We start from the raw sequence: 22,343 nt of genomic DNA on the forward strand, positions 1-22,343 counted from the left end.
ATGAAAGAGGAAAGGAGGAATTCATTTGTTTGGAAGAAGAAAACTTCCCCGTTACAATGCTCAGGGAAAGAAAATAAGAAGGTTTCCAAAAGTTTCAATTGGAAAGCGCGAAAAAGTCATCTTAAGTGTTTTGTTGTTTCTGCTGATATTTTATGTTCCCGGTATCCTGTATGAGAAACTTCCACAAAAGACAAAAGGGGATGATCAAGCCCTTTTGGTGGACAAAGATTCGATCTCAATAGCGAACGAATTTGCAAAAGAGTCAGGGGCGGATGATTTTGACGGTGATGGTCTTAGCAATGCACAGGAAGAAGAACAAGGGACGGATCCGTGGAATCCGGATACTGATCAAGATGGGGTCTTTGATGGAGCGGAAGTAAAGCGCGGGACAGATCCTCTGAAGAAAGAGGATACCCTTCTCATTGAACTGAAGACTGAGGACAAAAAGAAAGGAAAGTCCCATGATACGCCATTTAAGGTGAATGGCGTGATCATGTGGGCAAATAATTATAAATTTAAAGCATATGGAGGGGCCGTATCTACCTTATCCGGCTATCGATTTCATGAGTTTAAAGGATGGGTGCAATTTCCAAGGAAATATTGCTATGAGGTGTTGCCAAATGGGGATCATGTGGAATTAAAGAAACGAAAGGAAGGAAATATTTTTTATGTCCGGAATGACCATGAGATCCTCAATACAAATACGAAGCAGACCATGGTTAACAAATTCACCTTTTTCTTCTTGAAAAGTATTTACCTGAAAGAAAGTACTGTTGCGAACACTCTGGCAGATATCCTTCCGAAGTTTGGGCTCCTTTCGGGGAGAAGGATTTTTCTATCAGACACCCAGCCGGATGCTAAGAAGTCAACAAAAGCTAAAATTCAGCAGATCAATGTTGAAGATACAGAAAAACTTCGATTCGGAGCTTTAAAAAATTCCTTGGTGGATTTATCGAGTGTCTATGCCCAGATTCAAAAAGGAGGGTGTGTGGCGGTTTCTATGTTGTCGCAAAGGAAAGGTGAAAGCATTGGTATCGTTTATGGCTATGATAAGTATGGGAATTTGCTTGTAGCAGATCCTACGACTTTAAAAAGTGCCGGAAAGATCTATATTACAGTACGGGCCGGGAAATGTATAAATAAAGAAGACAAGATTGTGCAGCATTCCTGGATCGATTTCGATGGATTTGGATTTCATTATAAGGAGGGAGATCAGATTAATTTCTTCCTTTCACAGTCATCCGCTTATGCAAAGCCAATAAAAAAGACAAATGATATCTCTGATTTTACTGGAGATGATATTAAGACGAGAAGTGAACCTACGACGACGGCTACGAAAGAAGGGGAGCGATAAAGAAGGTGGTCTGTTTATCACCACCGCAGTGATAGGTTCCTTGAATGGATTTTTGCCATACTAATAATAGAACTGTTGAGCGAAGAAAGGAGTCAGAGAAAGATTCCTTTCTTTTTTAGGAAGGAGATATATGATATGAGCGTAAAACATGGGCTGTTACATAACCATACGTATCATTCCCTGAATGATGGAGCCATGTCTGTTACTGCCTTGGTAAGACGGGCAAAAGACCTTGGAGCGCCGGCTGTCGCACTGACAGATCATGGAACCTTAACTGGAGTATTTAGTTTTCTAAAGGAATGCAAAAAAGAGGGAATCCTTGGAATTCCTGGTGTTGAAACATATGTTCTCAACGAGGTTACAGGTCAAGCGTCCCATCTTATTTTAATGGCAAGGAATTATCAGGGGCTGAAATCTATCATCAAGGCGGTTACAGAGTCTTATCGTGAGATCGAAGATATCCGAAGTCCCCGGATGAAGAAAGCAGTCATTGAACAATTCTTTAGGGGTAATGAAAATGTGATTGCCACCAGTGCCTGTGTCGGAGGGGTTTTGGGCTCTATTTTAAAACAAAATGAGAAGCTTGAGACTTCGATTGACAGTTTAAAGAAGCGTCAGAAGAAATATTCAGATCCTAAAATGAGCACAGTTCCTAAAAATATGGAATTAGCAAAACATGAAAAAGAGGAGCTTGAACGGCTTCTTACAGATCGAAAGGAGATTGAGAAACTCTCAAAAAGGAAATTCGCAGTAAAAGAACGGACCTTAAAAAAGCTCGAAGGCGAAGAGAAAGAGGTTTTTGAAAAAAAGCTCAAAAAGGAAAAGGATGAGACTGCTATGGCCAAGAAGGTCCTTCCAGAGATCAAGTCTCGGATCAACAAGAAACGGTCTCAGATCCGTCTTTTAGAAAAACGGATCAAGGAAGAAACTATATCCAACGAAAATCATCGGATGCTGGAAGAAAAGATTTTTAAACTGCAGCAAAAAATGAAGACGGAGGAAGAGCTTTATGAAAAAGCAAAAGAGGAACTAAGGTATTATCGGAATATCTTTCCATACTTTTATGTGGAAGTACAAAATCATGGATATCCTGAGGAAAAAGAGATCTTTCAGGCACTTGCTAAGGCAGCAAGGGAAGAAAGTGTGCCAGTTGTTGCGGCAAACGATGCACATATGGCAATGGATTCGGATGATGAATTTTTAAGGCGTCAACTAAGTTTTTCTCTGCGTTTTGGAAAATGGAACCCTCTAACGGATTGTGACCGGGAACTTTATTTGAAATCCGATGAAGAACTTGAGGAGGCATTATCTGCGATATTACCAAAAGACATCGTAGAAGAGGCCATGGAAAACGTAGGAACGATCGTGCGATCAGTTCATGTGGAGATACCGCAGGAAAAACATTATCCCGTGTTTCCGGATGCTAAGAATCAACTTTTTAAGCTTGCTGTAAAGGGTAAAGAAACAAGGTTCCCAAATGGAAATGGATGGAATGAGCAGTATGAAGAACGTTTAGATTATGAGTTGGGCATTATTGATAAGCTGGGATATAACGATTATTTATGCTGCGTAGAAGATCTACTGACTGTTGGCCGCAAACTTGGACATCTAAGCAAGGATGATCTGGAAGCATTAAATATGCATATGGATCAGATGACAGAAACAGAAGTCCATACATTCTTGGACAGACATGACTCGCAGGTGGGTTACACCATTGGACCCGGACGAGGTTCTGGAGCTGGATCACTGGTGAATTATCTGATTGGGATCACGAATCTTGATCCGATCCAATATGGACTGATCTTTGAACGGTTTTTAAATCCTGATCGTGTGAGTCCGCCGGATATCGACTCAGATATCGCAAAAGGTGTACGTGATACCCTGATCCACTATATTCGTGTCAAATATGGAAAAGATGCAGTGTGCGGGATTTATACAAAAGGAACCAGAGGGGCCAAAAAGTCGGTTGATGATGCTGCCAGGATGCTGGTTGATCGTTATGATGACACTTCTTATTATACGAAAGCTGAAAAAGTGAAATTAGAAATCGGAGATGAACTTGGAACTACGATCAATCCTGGAGGAAAAAGCTGTGGCGAGAAATTAAAAGAAGCATTCAAAGAGGATGAAAAAGCGATGGAAATCCTTCATTATGCATTGCTGCTTGAAGATACGATTGCCAGCCATGGCCTGCATGCTGCCGGAGTCATTATATCAGATACAGAAAATGTATCTGATTATGTTCCATTGGAATACAACGCAGCCAAAGGAACCTGGGCGTCTCAGACGGATAAGGCAGAATCAGAGGAATGGGGATTGTTAAAGATCGATATGCTGGGACTTAAGAACCTAGACATTCTAACGGACTGCCAAAGGCGTGTTTTTAGACGACATGGAATCAGCATTGATTTTGATCAACTACCGTTTGAGCCAGAAGTTTTTTCTGAAATCTTTGCAAAAGGAAATACTTTTGGAGTATTCCAATTTGAAAGTGATGGAATGAAGAAGATGCTTCGAGAGTTCCAGCCAGAAAATTTTGAAGATGTCATCCTTCTGATTGCATGTTACCGCCCGGGACCGATGAGCTTTATTCCAGAGATGATTGAAGTGAAACACGGGCGCAAAAAAGCATCTTATCTAACACCGGAACTTAAACCAATCCTTAAAGATACATATGCCGCCATCGTCTATCAAGAGCAGGTCATGGAGATCTTCATGCAGCTTGCCGGATATTCCTTTGGACAGGCAGACCTTGTACGAAGGGCCATGTCAAAAAAGAAGGAGGATGTTTTAAATGCAGAGAGGGCATCCTTTATCCATGGGGACTCCAATCGAGGGATTGTTGGCTGTGTTGCCAGGGGAATCTCCGAGGAAATTGCTGACCAGTTATTTGACCAGATGACTGATTTTGCGAAGTATGCTTTCAACCGATCTCATGCGGCTGCCTATGCAAAAACATCTTATTTGACTGCGTGGAGTAAGTTTCATTACCCGACGGAATTTTTAACTGCAGTCCTTAATATTGCAGAGAAACAAGAAAAGGTGACCGCGATCATTGAAGAATGCCGGAGGATCGGAATTAAGATTCTGCCGCCGGACATCAATCGCTCTGGACTTGACTTTCTTGATGTAAGCGATCATGAAATCCTCTATGGGCTTAAGATGATCCGAAATGTGAAGTCAGCCTCTGAGGCGATCCTTATAGCAAGGAATGAAAAGCCGTTTCAAGGCTTCAAGGATTTCTTTCTACGTGGCATTGATAAAAAAGATGTCGTGGAAAGTTTGATCTATTCCGGGGCATTTGACTGTTTTATTGAAAATCGAATGGCCCTAATAAAAGGTTTTGAAGAGATGAAGAACTTGGCAAAAAAATTGGGAGAAAAAGAAAGGAATTTAAAAGCCAAGAAAACAGAACTCGCCAAGATGGAAGAAGAAGGATTCTATAAGACAGATCGGAGCATGATGAAGAAGCACGATACGCTTCTTGATGCTATAAAACGCACCCAGAAGGCTTATCATCTTTTGGAAGATTCCTTTCATGCCTATACGTTTCAGCAGCATCTTCCAGAAAGCTTAAGGATAAAGCTTAAAAACGAAAGGGCATCCGTGGGAGCCTATCTGTCCGGACACCCGATGGATGAATATCCTGACCATGAAAAGCTTGGGACAGTCTTGATTCAAGACGTCATTTTCCATTCTGATTCTAAGATCCGAGTCATGGGGATAGTTGAGAACCTAGTCTTTCGTAATCGAAAGGCGGACGGGGCTCCAATGGCCTTTTTTAACTTAAGTGATGCAACAGGATCCATTCCATGCTGCTGTTTTACAAAGGCGTTTTCAAAATATGGGGAACTCCTTTCAGAGGGAGAAGCTCTGATTGCCAATGGAAAGATTCTTTCTGACCAAGCGGCCGGCGATAGCACACAAGAAGTTGTAAAGATCAATATCTTTGATCTTAAAGAGATTGCTCCTCTAAAAAAGCCGATCGTTATTTCTATACCGGATGTTATTATTTGGCAAATGGAATTGTATCCATTGCTTCAGAAATTTTTAGATGGGAAAGGCCATCCGCTCATTTTATATGACAGAGTCTTTGGGCAATTCCGGGAAGCGGCTTTTCGTGTCTCTCCGGAAATCTTGGCCGAAGATTTATGTGAAGGCTGCTTTTTTCTCAAAAATGCAGGTACCAAATAACAAGAAATCCCTTAAAAGTCATGTGACTTCTAGGGGATTTTTTTCTTCTGTCATACTATTTATGAAGGACATGAGGAGGAAAAGAATCAATGTTAAAACGAAAAAAAGGCAAAGGGGTATTGCTCTTGAGTGCGTTGGGACTCCTACTATTGATTGGAGGGTGCTCAAGAGAGGATGAAATCAAACCTCAGGATGCAGAAAAAGGGCAATATGCTACATTGACCGCAATGCCAGCGCATGAATACGCCGTATATATGGCAAAGGAAATCAACGTTGCAGTGAATGAGATGGAAAGCAGAGTTATCGATGCAAGGAATGTAGAAAAGGGAAGTTACCCAAAAAAAGATGCAGTGAAGAATGTAACGTCATCTTTAAAAAGAATGGATTCTATTATTGATGAAATCGATGTTACATTGCCGGCGAAGAGTTATGAGGATGATCGTAAGGATTGCCTGCGGTTGCTGAAAAACGCACGGGAGAGCATGAAAGAATTTCGAGATGCGTTAGCAAGATCAAATTCATCTGAGATCAAGAAGACGAGGGTTTTGATGCTCAGTGACATAAACGCTCTGACCAGTGTGGCAAACGTGTTCTATCAGTAAAGGAGGAAAAACTTATGGCAAAAGAGAATTATGTCATCCTCTATGGGCAAGTACGACAGAATCCAAAAGTTTTTATTTCTCCTAAAAGTGGGGAATATAATGGAGCCGTCTTTCAACTGAAAGTTTTAAGGAGACTTCGAAACCGGGATGCTGAACTTCGGATTGATCTTCCGGTCATACTAACAAAAAATCCAGAGCTGTCGAAGCAGATCGCGGATATCCGTAAGGGGGATATGGTGGAAATACGAGGTGTACTTACGACAAGCGAAGTCTTAAAAGTTTCCATCTGTCCGCATTGTGGAGCAAAGAACCGGAAAGCCGGAGTCAATGTCCATGTAACCCCGATTTTTATTAACCCGCAGGAAAAAGGACAGACAGATGAGACTGGTTTGGAACTTTTAAAGAAGAAATGTGAGATCAGCAATATTTTTATGGGGATCGGGACGCTATGCCGGGAACCCGATTATCACGAACATAGAGAAGAAGACAGCCACCGTGTCATCAAAACCTGTGCATATCAGATTGCGATGAACCGAAAATATTTTATCCGGGAAGATCCTCAGGATCTAAAGACGGATTATCCCTGGATCAAAAGTTTTGGACCGCTTGCTGAAGATGATAAAGATCATTTGAAAATGAATACACTCATTTATATCTCAGGAAGCCTTCAAACCAGATCCTTTGCAAAACGTGCTGTTTGTGACCAATGTGAGGAAGATTATGAGTGGAATGATGTAGCGATGGAAATTGTTCCGTATAATACAGAATACCTATCAGACTATATAAAGGCTGAAAAGGAAGAATAGGGGGCATCATGGGATTATTAAATGAAAGGCTCAGTCATGAAACGAAGCCTCTGAAAAGCGAAACGAAAGAATTGAAACAGACAGTGAGAGAAAGAGCTGTCCGTACTAAGCGAAAGGCTGCGGCAAAAAGCTATGAAAGAAGTGAGGAACATCGAGTCAAAGAATGTCAAAAGATACAAATGGATTCTGCTCAGATCAATAAAAAAAGATTCCGGCATTCCCATGCAGTCAAAACAAAAATGGGATGTATGATTATGGGTTGTCTTTACATGATATTTCTGATATATGGAGTCTTTGTAACAGAGTATCAATATTCTGATAAAACCGGTAAAGTGATTGCAACAAAGATGTCGTTATCAGATATCAGGGAATTGAAAGAATATAATTCTTATCTTCAATACTATCGGTCTGCAAGGACACTGTATGAAAAATGTCTGGCACTTGATTATCGGATCGCGCAAGGAGTAGAAGACTCAAAAACAGTGGCTCCGGAATATACGGATTTATTAGACGATATTTCTACTCTTTCTGTCAAAATTGATGCTGCAGAATTTTCTTCAAAATATACACAGATGAAAGCTTCCCTTCTTTCTTGGGTTAAGACGGATATTGCGGTCTATTGTCAAAATATTGCCGCATCGATTCTTCAAAATGATGAATCAAAGGCGCAGCAGGCACTATCCGGACGGGAAACGATGTATCAAAATTTTTCTATGATTACCGGAAATTTAGTATCTTTGGGAGGAGCGATCAATGGGGCACAAATCCAAGATACGAAAGAGTGGTCTCCCGAAAGTTATGTCGAAAACCATATAAAGAGCAATCATGGGAAGTGAGGGAAAAGGATATGCAAAACGACGATCATGAAATCATGCAGGAAATGTATCATCGATGTGTAGCTGAGACACAAGATCTAAGAGAACAGATCAAAGAAAAAGAAGAGGTATGGGATGAGAAAGAAAGGGAGTACAAAAAAACAGATGACCTCATTCGAAAACTCTGCGAGGATATTCTTGCAAAAGATCAGGAGGAGATGCGTTTAGGGGAAGAATATAGCTGGTCGCACGTTCCAGTCAATGACCTGATCAAAAGAGCAAGGAAGACGTTCATCGAGTACAATGAGGAACGAACAAGGCTTTTAAATAAGGTTCTTGATATATCAGAAGAACGCAGGGAGGAAATTGAGAATCTGGAAAATCAGATTGAGCGCATGTATAACCAGGGTATCACAAAAAAAGAGAAACACACGTCTATTGAGGAGATCAAGGAAGAAATAGCAGATGAAAAGAGACAGAAAGATGCCGTCAGTAGAATCACGGATAAAGGCGTTAGAGAAGCTGCTATGAATGGCAGCATTGATGCGGTCATTACCGAAGATAAAGATTCTTTAGTTGAACTTGATCTGGTCAACCAACTGATCGAGGACAGTGGAATGCAAGTACCTATGGAGAATTCTATTCCAGTTACTCCGCAAAGGGAGATCGCCAATACTATCCGTAAGAAGAAACAGGAGAAAAAGAGAAAATCATACCGTATAAATTTAGAAGATTATGAAAAGAAAATGACACCAATATCCTGGAGGGTGATGGAGCTGATTGGTATGGATGGACTCTCTGTCTATTCCCAAATCGAAGAAGCAATGATCATTGAAAGCAACGGAGACATCACGAAGAGCCGACTCCGGATGATCGTCCGTGGATTATCGTCCATGGGTCTGCTCCGGGATGAAAAAGTTAATATCCCATTAAAGCCTAAAATGATGGTTCATTACCTAACGGATATGGGGAATGCCCTGTTTGAGACAAAGTATGAAAAAGCACCAGTCATATCAGAAGCAGAAAGGATCATCGCAGAACACGATAACCTAACTCACGGATATGGGATCAAGACGCTTTCTGACTTGATCCGGGGATTTAATATTTATCAGGAAGTCTTCGATTATAATCGAAAAAATCCGATCAAACTGTCTGATGGAAATGTCTATATTCCAGATATCATAGGCTCATATGGGAAACAGAAAGATTATTTTGAGTATGAGAGAGGACATCATACACAGACTGACTTTAATCGTAAATGCAATAAAATGGCAAAGGTTTCCCGGTTCTTAAATTTTATTGTACCAAACAAAGAGGTAATGGAGCGTCTTATGAAACAAGTTGAGGCATGGATCAAATCAAGGGGAATTCATACATTAAAAAATGTGAAAATTCGTATAACGACCGTACCAGCCTTAAAGAGCCTTGATGGAACGAAGGATATCAATCTGCGTAACGATAAGACTTGGCAGGTGGTGTATGATTTGAATAAAGGAGATTCTCCAATATCAAAGGTCTGAGTTTTTTCATACTATCAATAACTAAAAATAATAAAAACGGAAAGGAGGAGTTTTATGGGAAGTTTATTGAATTCCTTCCTCGCATTCCATATCAACGGATGGAATAATCTTATTTATATCATGACATCAAATGGATGGTTTTTTCTCATAGGATTTGGAGTTATTGTGATCATCCTATTATCAATGAAACAGGAACTTGATAATACGGTTAGGGAGCAACAAAATATCATTTAAGAAAGGGAGATTCTTTATGAATGAACAGTTTGAATCAACAAACTTGACGTATGAAACAAAGATGGATGCCACGGAACTTATGCGGTATATAAAAGCAATCTGTATTCCTTTGGCAGTTTTTCTTATAACAATGTATACAATTGCAAAATTTGCAGGGTTTGGAACGAAGCTATTGGCTCCGCTTTATGGAACGATGTGGGCAGCAGGAGCTATCTGTGCAATTCTGATGCCATCTCATAGGGCTGATGTTATCAAGGAGACGCTGGCTACCTTAAGTGGATATGGATTGGCTCTCATTGGTATGCATAAACTTATGGGAGTAACCTCCGGTGTTTCCGGGCAAATGATTGCCGCATCTTTTGATACAGCGGTCACATCAGTTTTTGGAAACACAATGCTTGGATATATCAACAACTTTATATGGATGATTTCTATTATTGTACCGATCACCTTTCTTGTAATGCAGGCAAAAAGGATCATGCAGTTTCGTAAAAATAAAGACAAAAATAAATTCTATGAACAGATACGTGATGTTCGGGATGAAAATAAGGCACATATGCGATAAAAAATCAAAAGATAAGGGGAAAACCGGGTTTCGGTATCCTCTTATTTTTTTATCTCTCTTTCTTTTTCATACTATGAATGAAATGAAAGGAGAAAGGTAATGTCTATGTTATCGCTATATGATATAAAAAATATTTTGCACCCAACAATCAATACAACGCCAGGAGATGATTTCCGAATCATTGACAGCTGGGCTGAATATGAGGATGCTTCATCGCCAAGTGAACGGCCACTAAAATACTTGTGTTATGAACTAGAGGCTATAGATCCGGTAACTGAAGAGGTTTATCGGTTCTATAAAGCTCTAAAATTTGTACGTGTTGCAAGGATTCCAAAATCGGTGAAACAGTCTGAAGCTTTGATGGATATGCATGCCCAAGTGCTATCTGCGCTTTACAGCAGCAATTGTAACTTTGTGACGGTCATAGGAAACGTCCTAAAACCTGTGGCGTTGGGGCTTTTATACTTATATGGGGTACAAGGTGTTTCCAAAAGCTTAAAAGCAGCAAAGGAAATCGCGCACAATAACTTTTATGGGATGGTAGGAAGTCTTCAGGGGACCTACCGGGTACTTCATCTTCGTGTCGTTAATGCGCAGGAAACCGAATGGCTGCGTGAAAAGATGTACGGTATGGATTACATGACCATGGTCCGAGGCATTCCAAAGGCAGGAAAAGGGGGAGAAGATGCCGGTAACAAAGGGTTTGGCGGAAAAAACTTGAATCCGGACTCTCAGGGAACTTTGGAAGAGATAATCACCGGGATGTCAGACTATGAATACATCTTAGAAATCTTGTCCACGCCTGTCTATGCACAAACCCTTAAAGGCTGGAACCGCAGAACTCAAGATGATATGACGAGGTGGTACTCACAGCTGCAGGGCCAGACAAATCTTTCAATGAATATTTCCATACCGATGATGTATATGGCAAATGCTGCTCAAAGTCAAGGGTATTCTAAGGCTTATACAGATGCGGATTCGGTAAATTATTCGCAAAATGAAAGTTTTTCTGTTGCACATGGACAATCCGTAGGAGAATCCTTAAGCAAGAGTTTTGGTGAAAGCTATGGGAAAAGCCATGGGACGAGTGTTACGGATTCCATATCACAAAGCCACAGTATCAGCAATGGGATAAATCTAGGACAGACCTTTGGGCAATCCACTGGAACGAGCACTGGAGCAAACTTGGGTGTTTCTCAAAACGTAGGAGAAAATGCAAGTCTAAGTCAGGGAGCCAGTTTAAACCATTCCGACAGCGCCAATGCCAGTTACTCTGAGGGGCAAAATCAAGGGACCAGCTACAACCTGTCGCAGGGACAAAATGTAAGCTCCAGTCACAATGTTGGGATAAATCACAGCGTTGGTTACGGAACCAACGAAAGTTACAGCATTGGAAGCAATGAAAGCTACGGGGCAAGCCAGAATACAAGCCATGGAACAAATCAAAGTCATGGGACCAATTCTAACAGCGGAACGAATTCAGGCTGGAATCAGGGACAAAGTCAAGGGACCTCTACTGGAAGTTCCCAAAGCGTTGGTGGAAGCGAAAGCAGCACGAAAGGCTGGAATGGAGGGCTAAAAATCGGGCCTATTTCTGGCGGTGTTAATCATAGTGATTCCAGTGGAACAAATTGGTCTAATGGAAGTTCAAGCTCTGTAAGTGACAGTTCGTCTACAGGCATAAGCGGAGGATCCAGTGCGTCTAATGGATTCAGCAACAGTTATGGCAGTAGTTCATCTGTCGGCTATGGAAGTAACCACAGTGTCGGAACCAGCCTTGGGTATTCCCAAGGGTTTTCACAAAACGAATCTTATGGGACAAGTGAATCTTATGGGGTTTCCACTGGGCAATCCTTATCCCAGAGTTATGGAGCAAGTACTGGTACCTCCCAATCTGTTAGCAACGGAAGTGGAACATCCGATGGATGGGGAAAGAACATAGGTATGTCTACCGGGAACTCTTATTCTTCAGGATTGAGCCAAGGGTTATCCAGTGGGCAAAATGCCGGACAGAGTGCCTCTATGAATACCGGAAAGAGTTTTAGTGAAAGCTTAGGAGTTACAAATGGGCGTTCCGTAGGAGAAAGTACGTCGGAATCATACAGCCAGAGCATTTCTAATGGCTATGGAAAATCCTATAGCCAGAACATCAGCAGTTCCCAGGGGGCTGGATACGGGAAAAGTACTGGAGAGAGTCAGAGCGTGTCCAATGGTACGTCTGGAGCGATCAGTTCTGGCATGTCATCCAGTATGGGGTTTGGCCCTTCCATTGGTTATGGTAAATCTTACCAGTGGCTTGATCAAACGGTGCAAGATATCATAGAATTGCTTCAATTCCAAAATGAAAGATTGAAGCGTGCAATACGAAACGGCGCATTTTATACCTATGTCTATATCGCATGTTCCTCTCTGAATGCCCTATCAACGGCGCAAACCATCGCGAAGTCCACTTGGCAAAATAATTTTGCCTTAACGAGTCCACTTCAGGTCTTAAATTTGTCAGAAGGAGAACAAAAGCATCTTTTATATCATTTTTCCGCGTTTTCAGCGGACCCAACAAGAGAGAATTTTTATGGAGTGAATGAGTATAAATACACGACCGTCCTCCTTCCGGAAGAGTTTGTGGCATATACGCATCTTCCCCGTATTAATGAGGGTGGAGTTTCCGCAGAACCAGGGGATATTCCAAAATTTGCAGTACCTTCTATGATGAAGGGGGATATTTATATGGGGACGGTTCTCTCTCCAGAGCGTTATACCTTAAAAAATGGGTATCTTACCAACTTTGATTATAGGCTGGATGAGGCGGCTCTTATGCATGGATTTTTTACCGGGGCATCCCGTTCCGGGAAAACGGTAGCGGCTACCAGGTTTATTGCGGAACTGTCAAAAGTACGCAGGAGTAAGACCGGAAAACGCCTTCGTATTGTCTGTATGGACCCAAAGCAAGACTGGAGAGTCCTTGCAAGATTTATAGAACCGGAGCGTTTTAAATTTTATAGCTTAGGAAATATGAATTTTCGTCCAATTCATTTGAATGTGTGTAAAATTCCTAAAAATGTGCAGCCCCAGCATTGGATTGACGGATTGATTGATATCTACTGCAGGGCCTATGGACTCTTAGAGCGGGGCAAGCAGATGATGGCTGAAGTTTTCTATGAGCTTTATGAGGACGCCGGTGTTTTTGAAGCCTGCAAACATGATGATTGGGCAGAAAAAGTCCCAGAGCTTTCATCAAAAGTAACTTTTACAAAGGTCTGTCAAAATATGAGAAAACACAAGGCTGATGCGGAAGATCCAACGAATCCAGCAGGAAGAATTGGAAACGATACTCGGGATGCCTACGCAAGGCTCTTAGATCGATTACAGGCCTTTGACCGCCCATATTCGATTGAATCAGTTTTATATGGTGGAGAAGATGGAATAGGCATCGACGAGTTGATCGGAGGCGACGATGTTGTCGTCTTAGAATCAAAGGGGCTCGAAAAAACATTTAAAAATTTCATTTTTGGAATGATAACTAGCGGATTTTATCGATATGCACTTGGTCATGAAGGTGGTTATTTAGCTGAAGACCAGTATGAGACTGTTCTGGTTATAGAAGAAGCGAACGAAGTCTTGATAGGAAATGATAATGCAGGGTCTGGCGGAGGAAATACCGTAAGTCTTTCCGGAGAATCAGAGTTTGAGGAGATAATTGACCAGGCGGCTGGGTATGGATTGTTTATTTTCGCTATTACGCAAAAGATTGCAGATATGCCAAGTTCTATTGTTGCAAATAGCGGTATGAAATTCTGCGGAAGATTAGAAAGAACAGAAGACGTCAATGTTGCGATACGCTCCATAGCAAGAGAGGAACGGTACGAAGACCGCGATCTCGTGAAGTGGTTTCCTAGGTCTCCTATTGGATGGTTTGTTTGTCAATCTTCCAGAGGATACGATTTCATTAGCGCGGAGCCAATCTTAGTTAAGATTTCACAGCTAAATTTAAAGCCGCCGACAAACCGAGAGATTGATGAAATCCTTACTAGTGCAGAAGCATCGAAGATGATCGGATCATAATACATAATCGTCATAAAAAAGAGGGGGTCTCCCTCTTTTTTATTGTTTGTCATACTAATAATGAAGGAAAACATTTTGGAAGGAGTTCTTTTATGAAAGATAAAACAATGCAATTAAAGAAAACAACGAAGGATCGAAAAATCCTTATGACCATTGCAGCCGCAGCAATCTTAACACTTTTGTTCGGGATCCTGCTGGTTCAGTTTTTGGTCCCTCAAAGAACTACGGTCTATGTCTTTAAATCAGGATATAATGCTGGGACTGCCTTGAAAGAGAATATGGTTTCCCCAATGCAGGTAGATTCTAAGATCATCGTCGCGGGAAATCGGTACGATGCCGGGAATCAGTATGTTACAGCGGCCGAAATGAGGAAGATATTAAAAAAGGGAGATTCTTTGCGTGTAGAGGTTTCAAAAGGAATGACGCTTACGACCAGTATGCTGACAGCGGCCGGCGGAACATCTGTGGAAGCTAATATGAAGAAAAGTTCGATTGCAGTCACAGTACCTGTTACGAATATAACGGGAGTTACAAAAGAGATCAGGCCTGGTACCTATGTGAATGTTTATGTTTCGACCGAGATTGGAACATCGCTTTTATATGAGAAGATGCGTGTGCTGGAAGTTTATAAGTCCAATGGGGATCTGACAGGTGTCTCCTTGGAAACAAACCAGGAACAATCCATGAAATTAATCTACTCTGGAAAATATGGAGAGATCCATTTGGGGATTATAGACAGTTCCGGATACCAATTTAATGAGGGTGAAAATATCTATAAGCCGGGCAATTAAGAGGGAAAGAAGGAGGAATAAAAATGGAAGATCGCAAGCTCATTGTAGCAGATCAGAGGGCAAGGTTTCTTGCAGATTTACAGACTGCAGGTATCATGCTCGGAAATGGAGAGTTTGAAATTGTTAAAGTGGTTTCAAACCTTGATGATATTCATAATGATATTGCAAGAGAAGGTGCAACAGAATTGGCTGTCAGCGAAAATATCCTGCAGGCATGTAGGCAGGAAGGAATCGATGAGTCTTTCTTTGACTTTGATATTCCAGTCGGGGTTTTTACGTTTTCTGGAAAAGGGATTGATTATGTCAAAGAGTTTGGGCTGCTGTTTTATGGAGAGGCGAAAAATGCAAGAAACTTGTATCAACTATTGGAAGAGCCCCCTTACAGTCTGGAAGAAGAATATGGAGAGAAAGTCTGCGAAGCAGATATCAAAAATAAAGCAGATTATAATCTTTATGAAGAAGAGGACCATGAGCATTTTCAAAATGGGGATTCAGAAAGAATTGTATCCAAGCAAGACGTATTGTCACAAAGACAGGGGAATCTGTCAGAAAGCAGAGATGTATCAGTTTCAAAAAGAAGGACAGCAAAAATTCAACAAAGGCCAGAACGTCAGAATGCAAGTGGTTTACCGGGCAGACAGATACGCCGAAGGGATATAAAAGAAGCCAGACTTACCAGACCACAGAGAAAGGAGTTGGATTCTGTCTTTGATGAATATGATGAATCCATAAAGTTAGAAGAAGAGATCGGCGGGGATGATGGATTTGAATCTCAACGGTCTTCCCAAAAAGCAGCTAGAAGAAATATCAGACATCCAAGGCAGAATCCAGCACAATCTCTTCGAGAGACTTCTGAAAAAAGGGAAACTGATGATAAGCATCAATCGGTTCTTCAGGCAGAAAAAAGGAAGAAAAATCCTGCAAAGAAGAAAGCAAAGGTCTACACCTTTTATGCAGGAAAAGGCGGCGTCGGAAAGACCACTATGGTCACAGAAGTTGCAACTTACCTTTCTTTAGTCGAACAGGGAAGAGGAACAAATCAGGTCTGTATTGTTGATTACAATATTGACTTTTCGGATGTTGGAACGGTTCTAAGTCTGGAAAATGACAGTCGTATGGTTTACTGGGCTGATGATATCAAAGAACGGATCGATAGAGGAGAAGATCCGGAAACCATGCGGTATTCCAGAGAAGATATTCGGAGTTTTTTAGTTCAAATGCCGGATACAAGTCTTTATTGTCTTCTTGGACCAGAATCCAATTTGGATTCGTATGACATTAATGAAAAGGAATTAAAGGTCATGCTCCGTAACATTGTTGAAAACGGAGGATTCGATTTTGTTTTATGTGATTCAGGTAATAATACCAGAGATTGCTCTACGATCGCACTACAGATGGCCGATGACGTTTTTTTGATCACAACTCAGGAGGTCACCACCGCCAAGTGTAATGTATCTGCACTGGATGCATTGGAGGAAATTGGATTTGATACTTCGAAAGTCAAAATCCTTATTAATAAAACGACTTCAAAGAAGATTGCTGGGATCTCTGCAGAAGAAATCGAGGATTTCTTTAAGGATTATGAATGTGCTGCACACATCCGCGATAATCCTGATGTAACGAAAGCAAATAATAAGGGAAACCCTCTTGTTTTCTCTGCCAATCATTCTTTTACAAAAGAAATTGGTCAGCTGGTCGAATATATCCTGGAGGATTCAATATCTTATGCGATCCCGAGAGCCAATGATCGAAAAAAGAAACAGAGAGAGAGAAACAAGAAGCCGGGATTTCTAAAAAGGCTGTTTGGGAGGGGGTAAGTTGGCATGCCGCTTGTAAAAGATGTCGTCGAACAAAAAAAAAGACAACGGCGTGAAATCAGAGATAAGGTAAAAGCTTATAATATTCGGCCGACAAAGGAAGAACGAACGATTGTTGATTCGGTCATCCAGAATATATCAAGTGCCTTCCGCCGGCAGATTTCTTCTCAAAATGTTATCAGCGAAGAAACAAAAGAAGCGATTAAAAAGAGGATTCACATAGAGGTTGAGAAGTATGATGATCTTCCTTTTGAAAGCCGCGTCCGCGTTGAAAAAGCGACCATCGTTAGTATTATCGGACTTGGACCCATTGATGAATTTATGGAAGATGAGGATGTGACGGAAATCATCGTTCAGAAATTCGATAATATCATGATAGAAAAGGCTGGTATGACGGAAAAAACGGATGCCAGATTCATCGATGAATTACATCTTCAAAACATTATTAATAGGATCATTCTTCCGGCGGGGCGGGAAATCAACTTAAATACTCCGGATGTTGATGCAACACTTCCGGATGGATCGAGAATCCATGCAACCATTCCGCCATTTACTCCTGATGGGGCTACCTTAACCATACGAAAGTTTCAAAATTATAAGATGAACCGAAAGGATTATTTAAGACTTGGGGCTATTAATGAAGACATCCTTTCTTTTCTTGGAAGCTGTGTCCGCGGGAAAGTGAGCATTTTTATCTCCGGCGGGACCGGTACTGGTAAGACCACATTTTTAAATATGCTTTCCGGATTCATCCCAGAAAATGAATTGATCATTACAGTTGAAGATACTCTGGAACTTCAGTTAAAGCATGAAAATGTGAGGCGGCTTTTGACCAGAAGAAATGGCAATCCGATCACTTTTGCTGATGCGGTAAAGAGCACATTGCGCATGAGACCAGATCGTATCATTGTAGGGGAGGTACGTGATGGGGCTATTGTTGACTTATTATCTGCGATGTCCACAGGACATGAAGGATCCATGTCCACGGTCCATGCCAACAGCCCAAGAAATCTGATCGATTCCAGAATGAGAATTCTATTTCAGATGGGAGATGCCTCTTTTACAGAATCTGCACAAAATTATCTTTTCGGAGAAGCTTGTGATCTCATCGTCCAACTAAAAAGAGATCCAAATGGTGGAAGAAGACTTAGTGAAGTCGTAGAGGTAACGGGGGCCAATCAAGAAGGAGTATCTGTTGAGACTATTTTTCTCTATGATGAGAAATGCAGAGATTTCGTTGCAACTGGATATATTCCAGAACGGCTGATCGAGAGGCTTTCGTATGAAGGAATTAACATCAACCGAACGATCTTTAAAAAAAAGGAGGAAACATAAATGGGAGATATTCTACATCTTTATGTGCTTCTTATTCTGATCATGTGTGTACTTACATCGCTCGCTATCCGTAGGATTCACCAGGAAAGCAGCCCCTTGATTGAAAAAGAAGACGTGATTACAAGGCTTATGTGTCGTCTTGACAGGAGATTAAAAAAGGAGGGAATCTACTTCAACGCAAGGAGTTATCTCATCTTTATCGTATGCCTTTATGCAGCCATCGGCGTGCTATCTTATTTATTGATTGGAAACGGTATATTAAGTATCTTACTGGGCTTTATTGGAGCGATTGTTCCAAAAGTCTATCAAAATCTTATGGATACAAAAAAGAGGGAGACCTTTGAAAAAGAGTACGTACAAGCATTGACACAACTGTCGGCATCAATCCGTGCGGGCTTGACGATAGAACAGGCTATTGATTCCTTATGTACGAACTATTTTTTACCAGAGGATATCCGGGAGCGTTTTTCCCAGATTAGCGCAGATATGAAGATGGGTATCCCCATCTATCAGGCGTTTCTAACCTTTGCAGAAAACGCAGACAATGAGGATGCGTTTGATGTTGCATCGGCTATTTCCATGCAGATGCAAGTTGGCGGACAGGAATCCCTATTGCTTGATAGTATCATAAAAAATATCCGTACAAGAATCTCGGTTCGGAAAGAAATCCATACAGAACTTACAGAAACGGATATGATGGTGAATTTTTTTGAAGTCATTCCAATCCTCCTCCTGGTTGGCATGTTCGTGATGATGCCGGATTTCATGCTCTTATTTTTCAGCTCCGTGACAATGACCGTGATCTTTTTTCTGCTAGTTTCTTTTATTGTTATAGGCACTTTGATTAATAAGAAGATGGTCCGCAATGTCAAACGGTTTTAAAGAAAAGGAGAATTTTAATGAATGTTACAACAATGATAGGAATCGGCTGTACTTGGAGTGTGGCCATGGTGATATTATTCCAGGTTATGCGTTTTGAAAAGGAAAAGAAACTGCAGCCAGGAACAAGAAATGATGCATGGTTATTTTCTGATTTTCAACATAAGATCTATCGGGAGATTTTCCATGATAAAAAACCGGAGCTAATTGCTCCATCTTTTCGGATTGATGTAGCACAGTATTACAGGGACTGTGGTATCAGTGGAGAAATTCCTGATTTAATGAACGTGATTGTATTTCGTATCTTTGGACTTCTCGCCCTTCTCGTTGGGGCAGCACTATTTTTCGTTGATGTTTATTTTGCATGTCTGTTCATCCTTTATGCAGTTATCATGATCTTATATCCGACATCACGGATGCATACAGGGGCAGAAGAAAAGAAAAATGAGTTTGAATCCTGCATCCCAAGGTACTTAGATCTTTTACAGGCTGCTTTGGAAGTCATGCCAATTGAACAGGCTATCCGACAAAGCGCAGAAAGAATCGATTCTTTACTGTCAAGAGAGCTTTTAGATGCCCTTGGAGATGTTACATTGGGGGCAAGTAATTGGAGGGAGGCACTGGAAGATGTTGCACGGCGGTACCAAGTCGATATGTTTTCCGAACTTGTCTTAGATATCAATGTGGCCTATGAAAAGGGGATTGATATCCTTGATCCAATCAAGCGCAAGAAAAAGGAATATATGGAAACTTATCTTCAACACAAAAAAGAGAAAATGATGAGGATTAAATCAAAGATCCTTTTTCCAATCGTGATCTTTAAGATTTTTCCAGTTCTGGGGTTCTTGTTAGTCCCGGTCATCGTTCAATTACAGAATTTTTAATTATCATACTATTACTGAAAGGAGGTTTATTGAAAATGAAGAAATTTATAAGACGGTTCCTTCAAGAAGAAGAGGGAGCAGAGATCATAGAGATTGTGATCGGAATTACAATTGCTGCAGCACTTGTTACGGTTGTGATAAAGGTGATTATGCCGACAATTAACCAAAAGATTGGAGATTCCAATAGTGCTATTGACAGCATTAACGTCGATACAGGCAATACAGGGCAATAGAAAGGAGAGTTAGGTATAGAAAGATTATGAAATTATGGATTGGATTTATCATAATAGAAATCCTTTTGTTGATCTGCACTTATACGGATATTAAATATGGAAAGATCTTAAATGTTCTGACACTGCCTGCCATGGGCTCTGGAATTGTATATCACCTGATATTCCATCCCTTTGGCCGGGAAGACGGGATAGGAATGATCTTTTCTGTCCTTGTAATCCTTTTTATGAGTTACTGGAATCTGATTGGCGGAATGGGGGATGCGAAACTGTTCATTGTGCTGTTTTTGTTTCTAAGGCCCAATGCTTGTTGGATCCTAGTTTTTCTTTCGTGTCTATTGTTCATGGGAAGTTCCTTTCTTAGAAACCGGAAAGAGTTTTGGGCTTCTATCTTAAATTTTTCGATGGCAGTTTATCAAAGGGATATTACCTTTCTTCATTATGGAAGAAAACGACCCTTTGCCCCTTATGTCTGTGTAGCCTATCAGCTGCTTTTTGCTTGCTTTATATGGAAAGGGGGAAACATTTTTGGTTAAACGAAAACTCGAAGAGATCAACTGGAAAAAAGGCTCTGGAGAAATCGTGGGATTTACCATGATCCTCCCTGTGATCACTTTTATTTTTTGCGCCATGGTAGCCGTAGCGCAAGTCGGGCTTATCCGTCAGAAACTGGAGTACACCGTGTATACCGCCGGTCGGGCAGCTGTCGTGTCCGATACAAAAGAACGGGCGAACAAACGTGCAAAACGAATCGCCAAAGAAACGTTGAAAGGAACTGGCGGGGGATTAAGGGATAGTTCTATCAAAACATCCATCGCTCTTCTTGATTCAAATAAGAAATGGGAAAAAGGAAAGTTTGTCCGGGTAAAAGTGGAAGCCTATGTAAAGGCCGTTATGCCTTTTACTTCGGGGAAGCGGACATCCACCATCGTCATGATGGTCGAGCGCCCAGCAACGGATGAGAGAAATGTTGAATAGGGGGAGCCATGGGAAAACAAGACGATTTTTGGAAAAAAGGAAATGGTTCCTTAATCATAGGAGCGGTCTTATGTCTTTTAGGAACGATGCTTATGATCATGCTTTTAGAATATAGCAATATCTATTATACAAATGCTTATACGCAGACCCGTGCGGATGTTTTGGCAGATGCAGGTGCTGTCTATGCAAATGATGGGTTCCAACTCGACAAGGAAAAACTTTCTCTTATTGAAAACAGGATGCTCAAAGAAATGTATCAGGAAGAAAGGACGGCTTCTAACTATGAAGTACGGATCTCAGAAAAAGGGTTGGCAGCCGGAACAGACAATGTTGCTCTGACACTTCGCACAACAAGACATTTTCTTGCACCAACGTTTCATAAGGGAAAAAGCTTCCATGTAGTGAAACAGGCAACAACTCATGTGGTGTTCCCATCTTATACAACAGGAACCCCAGATCCGATCCGATTTCCAATAAATTTTGGCCTTCCATGTAAGCCTTACATAAAAAATCAGGCAGGAAGCAGGAGTGCAAGAGCTTATTTAGCTGTTATAGGGCAATTTGCCATTGATACAAATCCTCGTTATACACCAAGAGATGGGATGACGTTTTGTAATATTTTTATGCAGGATGTTTTAGCGGCAGTCGGTGTTCCTTTTGTGCATCAGTGTGCCAATGATCATTTTACCTGGTTTGCATCATCTGGGAAGAGTCAGGGATGGAGAGAAGTTTCGATAAAAGAAGCTGGGAAACGGGCTCAAGAAGGATATCCAACGATTGCAGTCTTGCGCCGATCTGGGCATGGACATGTCAGGGTAATCATCCCAAGGAAGGAAGCTGATTTAAAAAAATATAAACTGGCCTATGCGCAGGCAGGAAGCCGTTGTTATAGCTATCGTGCGGTTAATCAGTTTGAAGAAGCGGGATACAAACTGTATACACATGAATAAACATACTTAAAACTTACAAAACTCTTTTTTATCATACTATATATGAAAAACTTTTTATCGAAGCAGAGGAGTTTATAAATACCTCTGCTTCTTTTTGTGAGAAAGGAGGTCATATGGCTAATTCAGTAAAAATTGCAATGCATCATTTTCAAACAATCGCATCCTTATATCAGCGAGGATTGATTCAGGAAGATGAAAGACGAGAACTAACGGATTACGCAATGTTCGGTAAGGAAAAACAGGATTTTCATTTGTTGAATCAAGCAGTGGAAAATCTAAACCTTCCGGAGAATGAAAAAGCCAAGTTTTTCCGGGAAGCATGAAAGG

The 22,343-nt window shown here is 41.1% G+C and carries 19 protein-coding genes; all 19 read left to right on the forward strand.

What is annotated here, in order from left to right; genetic code table 11:
* Positions 1–25 precede the first annotated feature (25 nt).
* The 19 genes from CI597_RS08645 to CI597_RS08735 all read left to right on the forward strand — a co-directional run bounded on the left by CI597_RS08645 (position 26) and on the right by CI597_RS08735 (position 22,339).
* On the forward strand, positions 26–1,354 hold the full coding sequence (locus CI597_RS08645; RefSeq protein WP_024727377.1) for a thrombospondin type 3 repeat-containing protein: 1,329 nt from the start codon (positions 26–28) through the stop codon (positions 1,352–1,354).
* A 135-nt stretch (positions 1,355–1,489) separates the two neighbouring features.
* Entirely contained in the window at positions 1,490–5,548 is a 4,059-nt protein-coding gene (gene dnaE, locus CI597_RS08650) for a DNA polymerase III subunit alpha (RefSeq protein WP_024727378.1), read from the forward strand.
* An 89-nt stretch (positions 5,549–5,637) separates the two neighbouring features.
* On the forward strand, positions 5,638–6,150 hold the full coding sequence (locus CI597_RS08655) for a hypothetical protein (RefSeq protein ID WP_024727379.1): 513 nt from the start codon (positions 5,638–5,640) through the stop codon (positions 6,148–6,150).
* A 14-nt stretch (positions 6,151–6,164) separates the two neighbouring features.
* Positions 6,165–6,956 (forward strand): single-stranded DNA-binding protein, encoded by a 792-nt coding sequence (locus tag CI597_RS08660; RefSeq protein ID WP_024727380.1) that lies wholly within the window; start codon positions 6,165–6,167, stop codon positions 6,954–6,956.
* A gap of 8 nt (positions 6,957–6,964) precedes the next feature.
* Positions 6,965–7,792 carry a hypothetical protein gene (locus CI597_RS08665; protein WP_024727381.1) on the forward strand — a complete coding sequence of 276 codons (828 nt, stop codon included), beginning with the start codon at positions 6,965–6,967 and terminating at the stop codon, positions 7,790–7,792.
* An 11-nt stretch (positions 7,793–7,803) separates the two neighbouring features.
* Positions 7,804–9,291, forward strand: coding sequence for a hypothetical protein (locus tag CI597_RS08670; RefSeq protein WP_143266074.1), 1,488 nt, complete (start codon positions 7,804–7,806; stop codon positions 9,289–9,291).
* Positions 9,292–9,345: 54 nt separating this feature from the next.
* Positions 9,346–9,525 carry a hypothetical protein gene (locus CI597_RS08675; protein WP_024727383.1) on the forward strand — a complete coding sequence of 60 codons (180 nt, stop codon included), beginning with the start codon at positions 9,346–9,348 and terminating at the stop codon, positions 9,523–9,525.
* Positions 9,526–9,541: 16 nt separating this feature from the next.
* A complete protein-coding gene (locus tag CI597_RS08680; RefSeq protein ID WP_024727384.1) occupies positions 9,542–10,090 on the forward strand; it encodes a hypothetical protein in 549 nt (182 codons plus the stop codon).
* 99 nt (positions 10,091–10,189) lie between these two features.
* Positions 10,190–14,152, forward strand: coding sequence for a serine-rich protein (locus tag CI597_RS08685; protein WP_024727385.1), 3,963 nt, complete (start codon positions 10,190–10,192; stop codon positions 14,150–14,152).
* Positions 14,153–14,244: 92 nt separating this feature from the next.
* Positions 14,245–14,943 (forward strand): RcpC/CpaB family pilus assembly protein, encoded by a 699-nt coding sequence (locus CI597_RS08690; protein ID WP_024727386.1) that lies wholly within the window; start codon positions 14,245–14,247, stop codon positions 14,941–14,943.
* Between the two features lie 23 nt (positions 14,944–14,966).
* A complete protein-coding gene (locus tag CI597_RS08695) occupies positions 14,967–16,760 on the forward strand; it encodes an AAA family ATPase (RefSeq protein WP_024727387.1) in 1,794 nt (597 codons plus the stop codon).
* Between the two features lie 6 nt (positions 16,761–16,766).
* Complete coding sequence (locus CI597_RS08700) at positions 16,767–18,095, forward strand: CpaF family protein (RefSeq protein WP_024727388.1); 1,329 nt, start codon at positions 16,767–16,769, stop codon at positions 18,093–18,095.
* Positions 18,096–18,977 (forward strand): type II secretion system F family protein, encoded by an 882-nt coding sequence (locus CI597_RS08705; protein ID WP_024727389.1) that lies wholly within the window; start codon positions 18,096–18,098, stop codon positions 18,975–18,977.
* A 17-nt stretch (positions 18,978–18,994) separates the two neighbouring features.
* A complete protein-coding gene (locus CI597_RS08710) occupies positions 18,995–19,858 on the forward strand; it encodes a type II secretion system F family protein (protein ID WP_024727390.1) in 864 nt (287 codons plus the stop codon).
* 35 nt (positions 19,859–19,893) lie between these two features.
* Positions 19,894–20,091 (forward strand): hypothetical protein, encoded by a 198-nt coding sequence (locus CI597_RS08715; protein ID WP_024727391.1) that lies wholly within the window; start codon positions 19,894–19,896, stop codon positions 20,089–20,091.
* 26 nt (positions 20,092–20,117) lie between these two features.
* Positions 20,118–20,624 carry a prepilin peptidase gene (locus CI597_RS08720; RefSeq protein WP_024727392.1) on the forward strand — a complete coding sequence of 169 codons (507 nt, stop codon included), beginning with the start codon at positions 20,118–20,120 and terminating at the stop codon, positions 20,622–20,624.
* Positions 20,617–21,066: a TadE/TadG family type IV pilus assembly protein gene (locus tag CI597_RS08725; protein WP_024727393.1), complete on the forward strand. Its 450-nt coding sequence runs from the start codon at positions 20,617–20,619 to the stop codon at positions 21,064–21,066. The genes CI597_RS08720 and CI597_RS08725 overlap by 8 nt, the downstream gene beginning before the upstream one ends.
* 8 nt (positions 21,067–21,074) lie before the next feature.
* Positions 21,075–22,016 (forward strand): hypothetical protein, encoded by a 942-nt coding sequence (locus tag CI597_RS08730; RefSeq protein WP_024727394.1) that lies wholly within the window; start codon positions 21,075–21,077, stop codon positions 22,014–22,016.
* A 113-nt stretch (positions 22,017–22,129) separates the two neighbouring features.
* A complete protein-coding gene (locus CI597_RS08735; protein WP_024727395.1) occupies positions 22,130–22,339 on the forward strand; it encodes a hypothetical protein in 210 nt (69 codons plus the stop codon).
* Positions 22,340–22,343: the final 4 nt, after the last annotated feature.

This window comes from Anaerostipes hominis (ex Lee et al. 2021) (assembly GCF_002270485.1).
GTDB classification, from domain to species: Bacteria; Bacillota; Clostridia; order Lachnospirales; family Lachnospiraceae; genus Anaerostipes; species Anaerostipes hominis.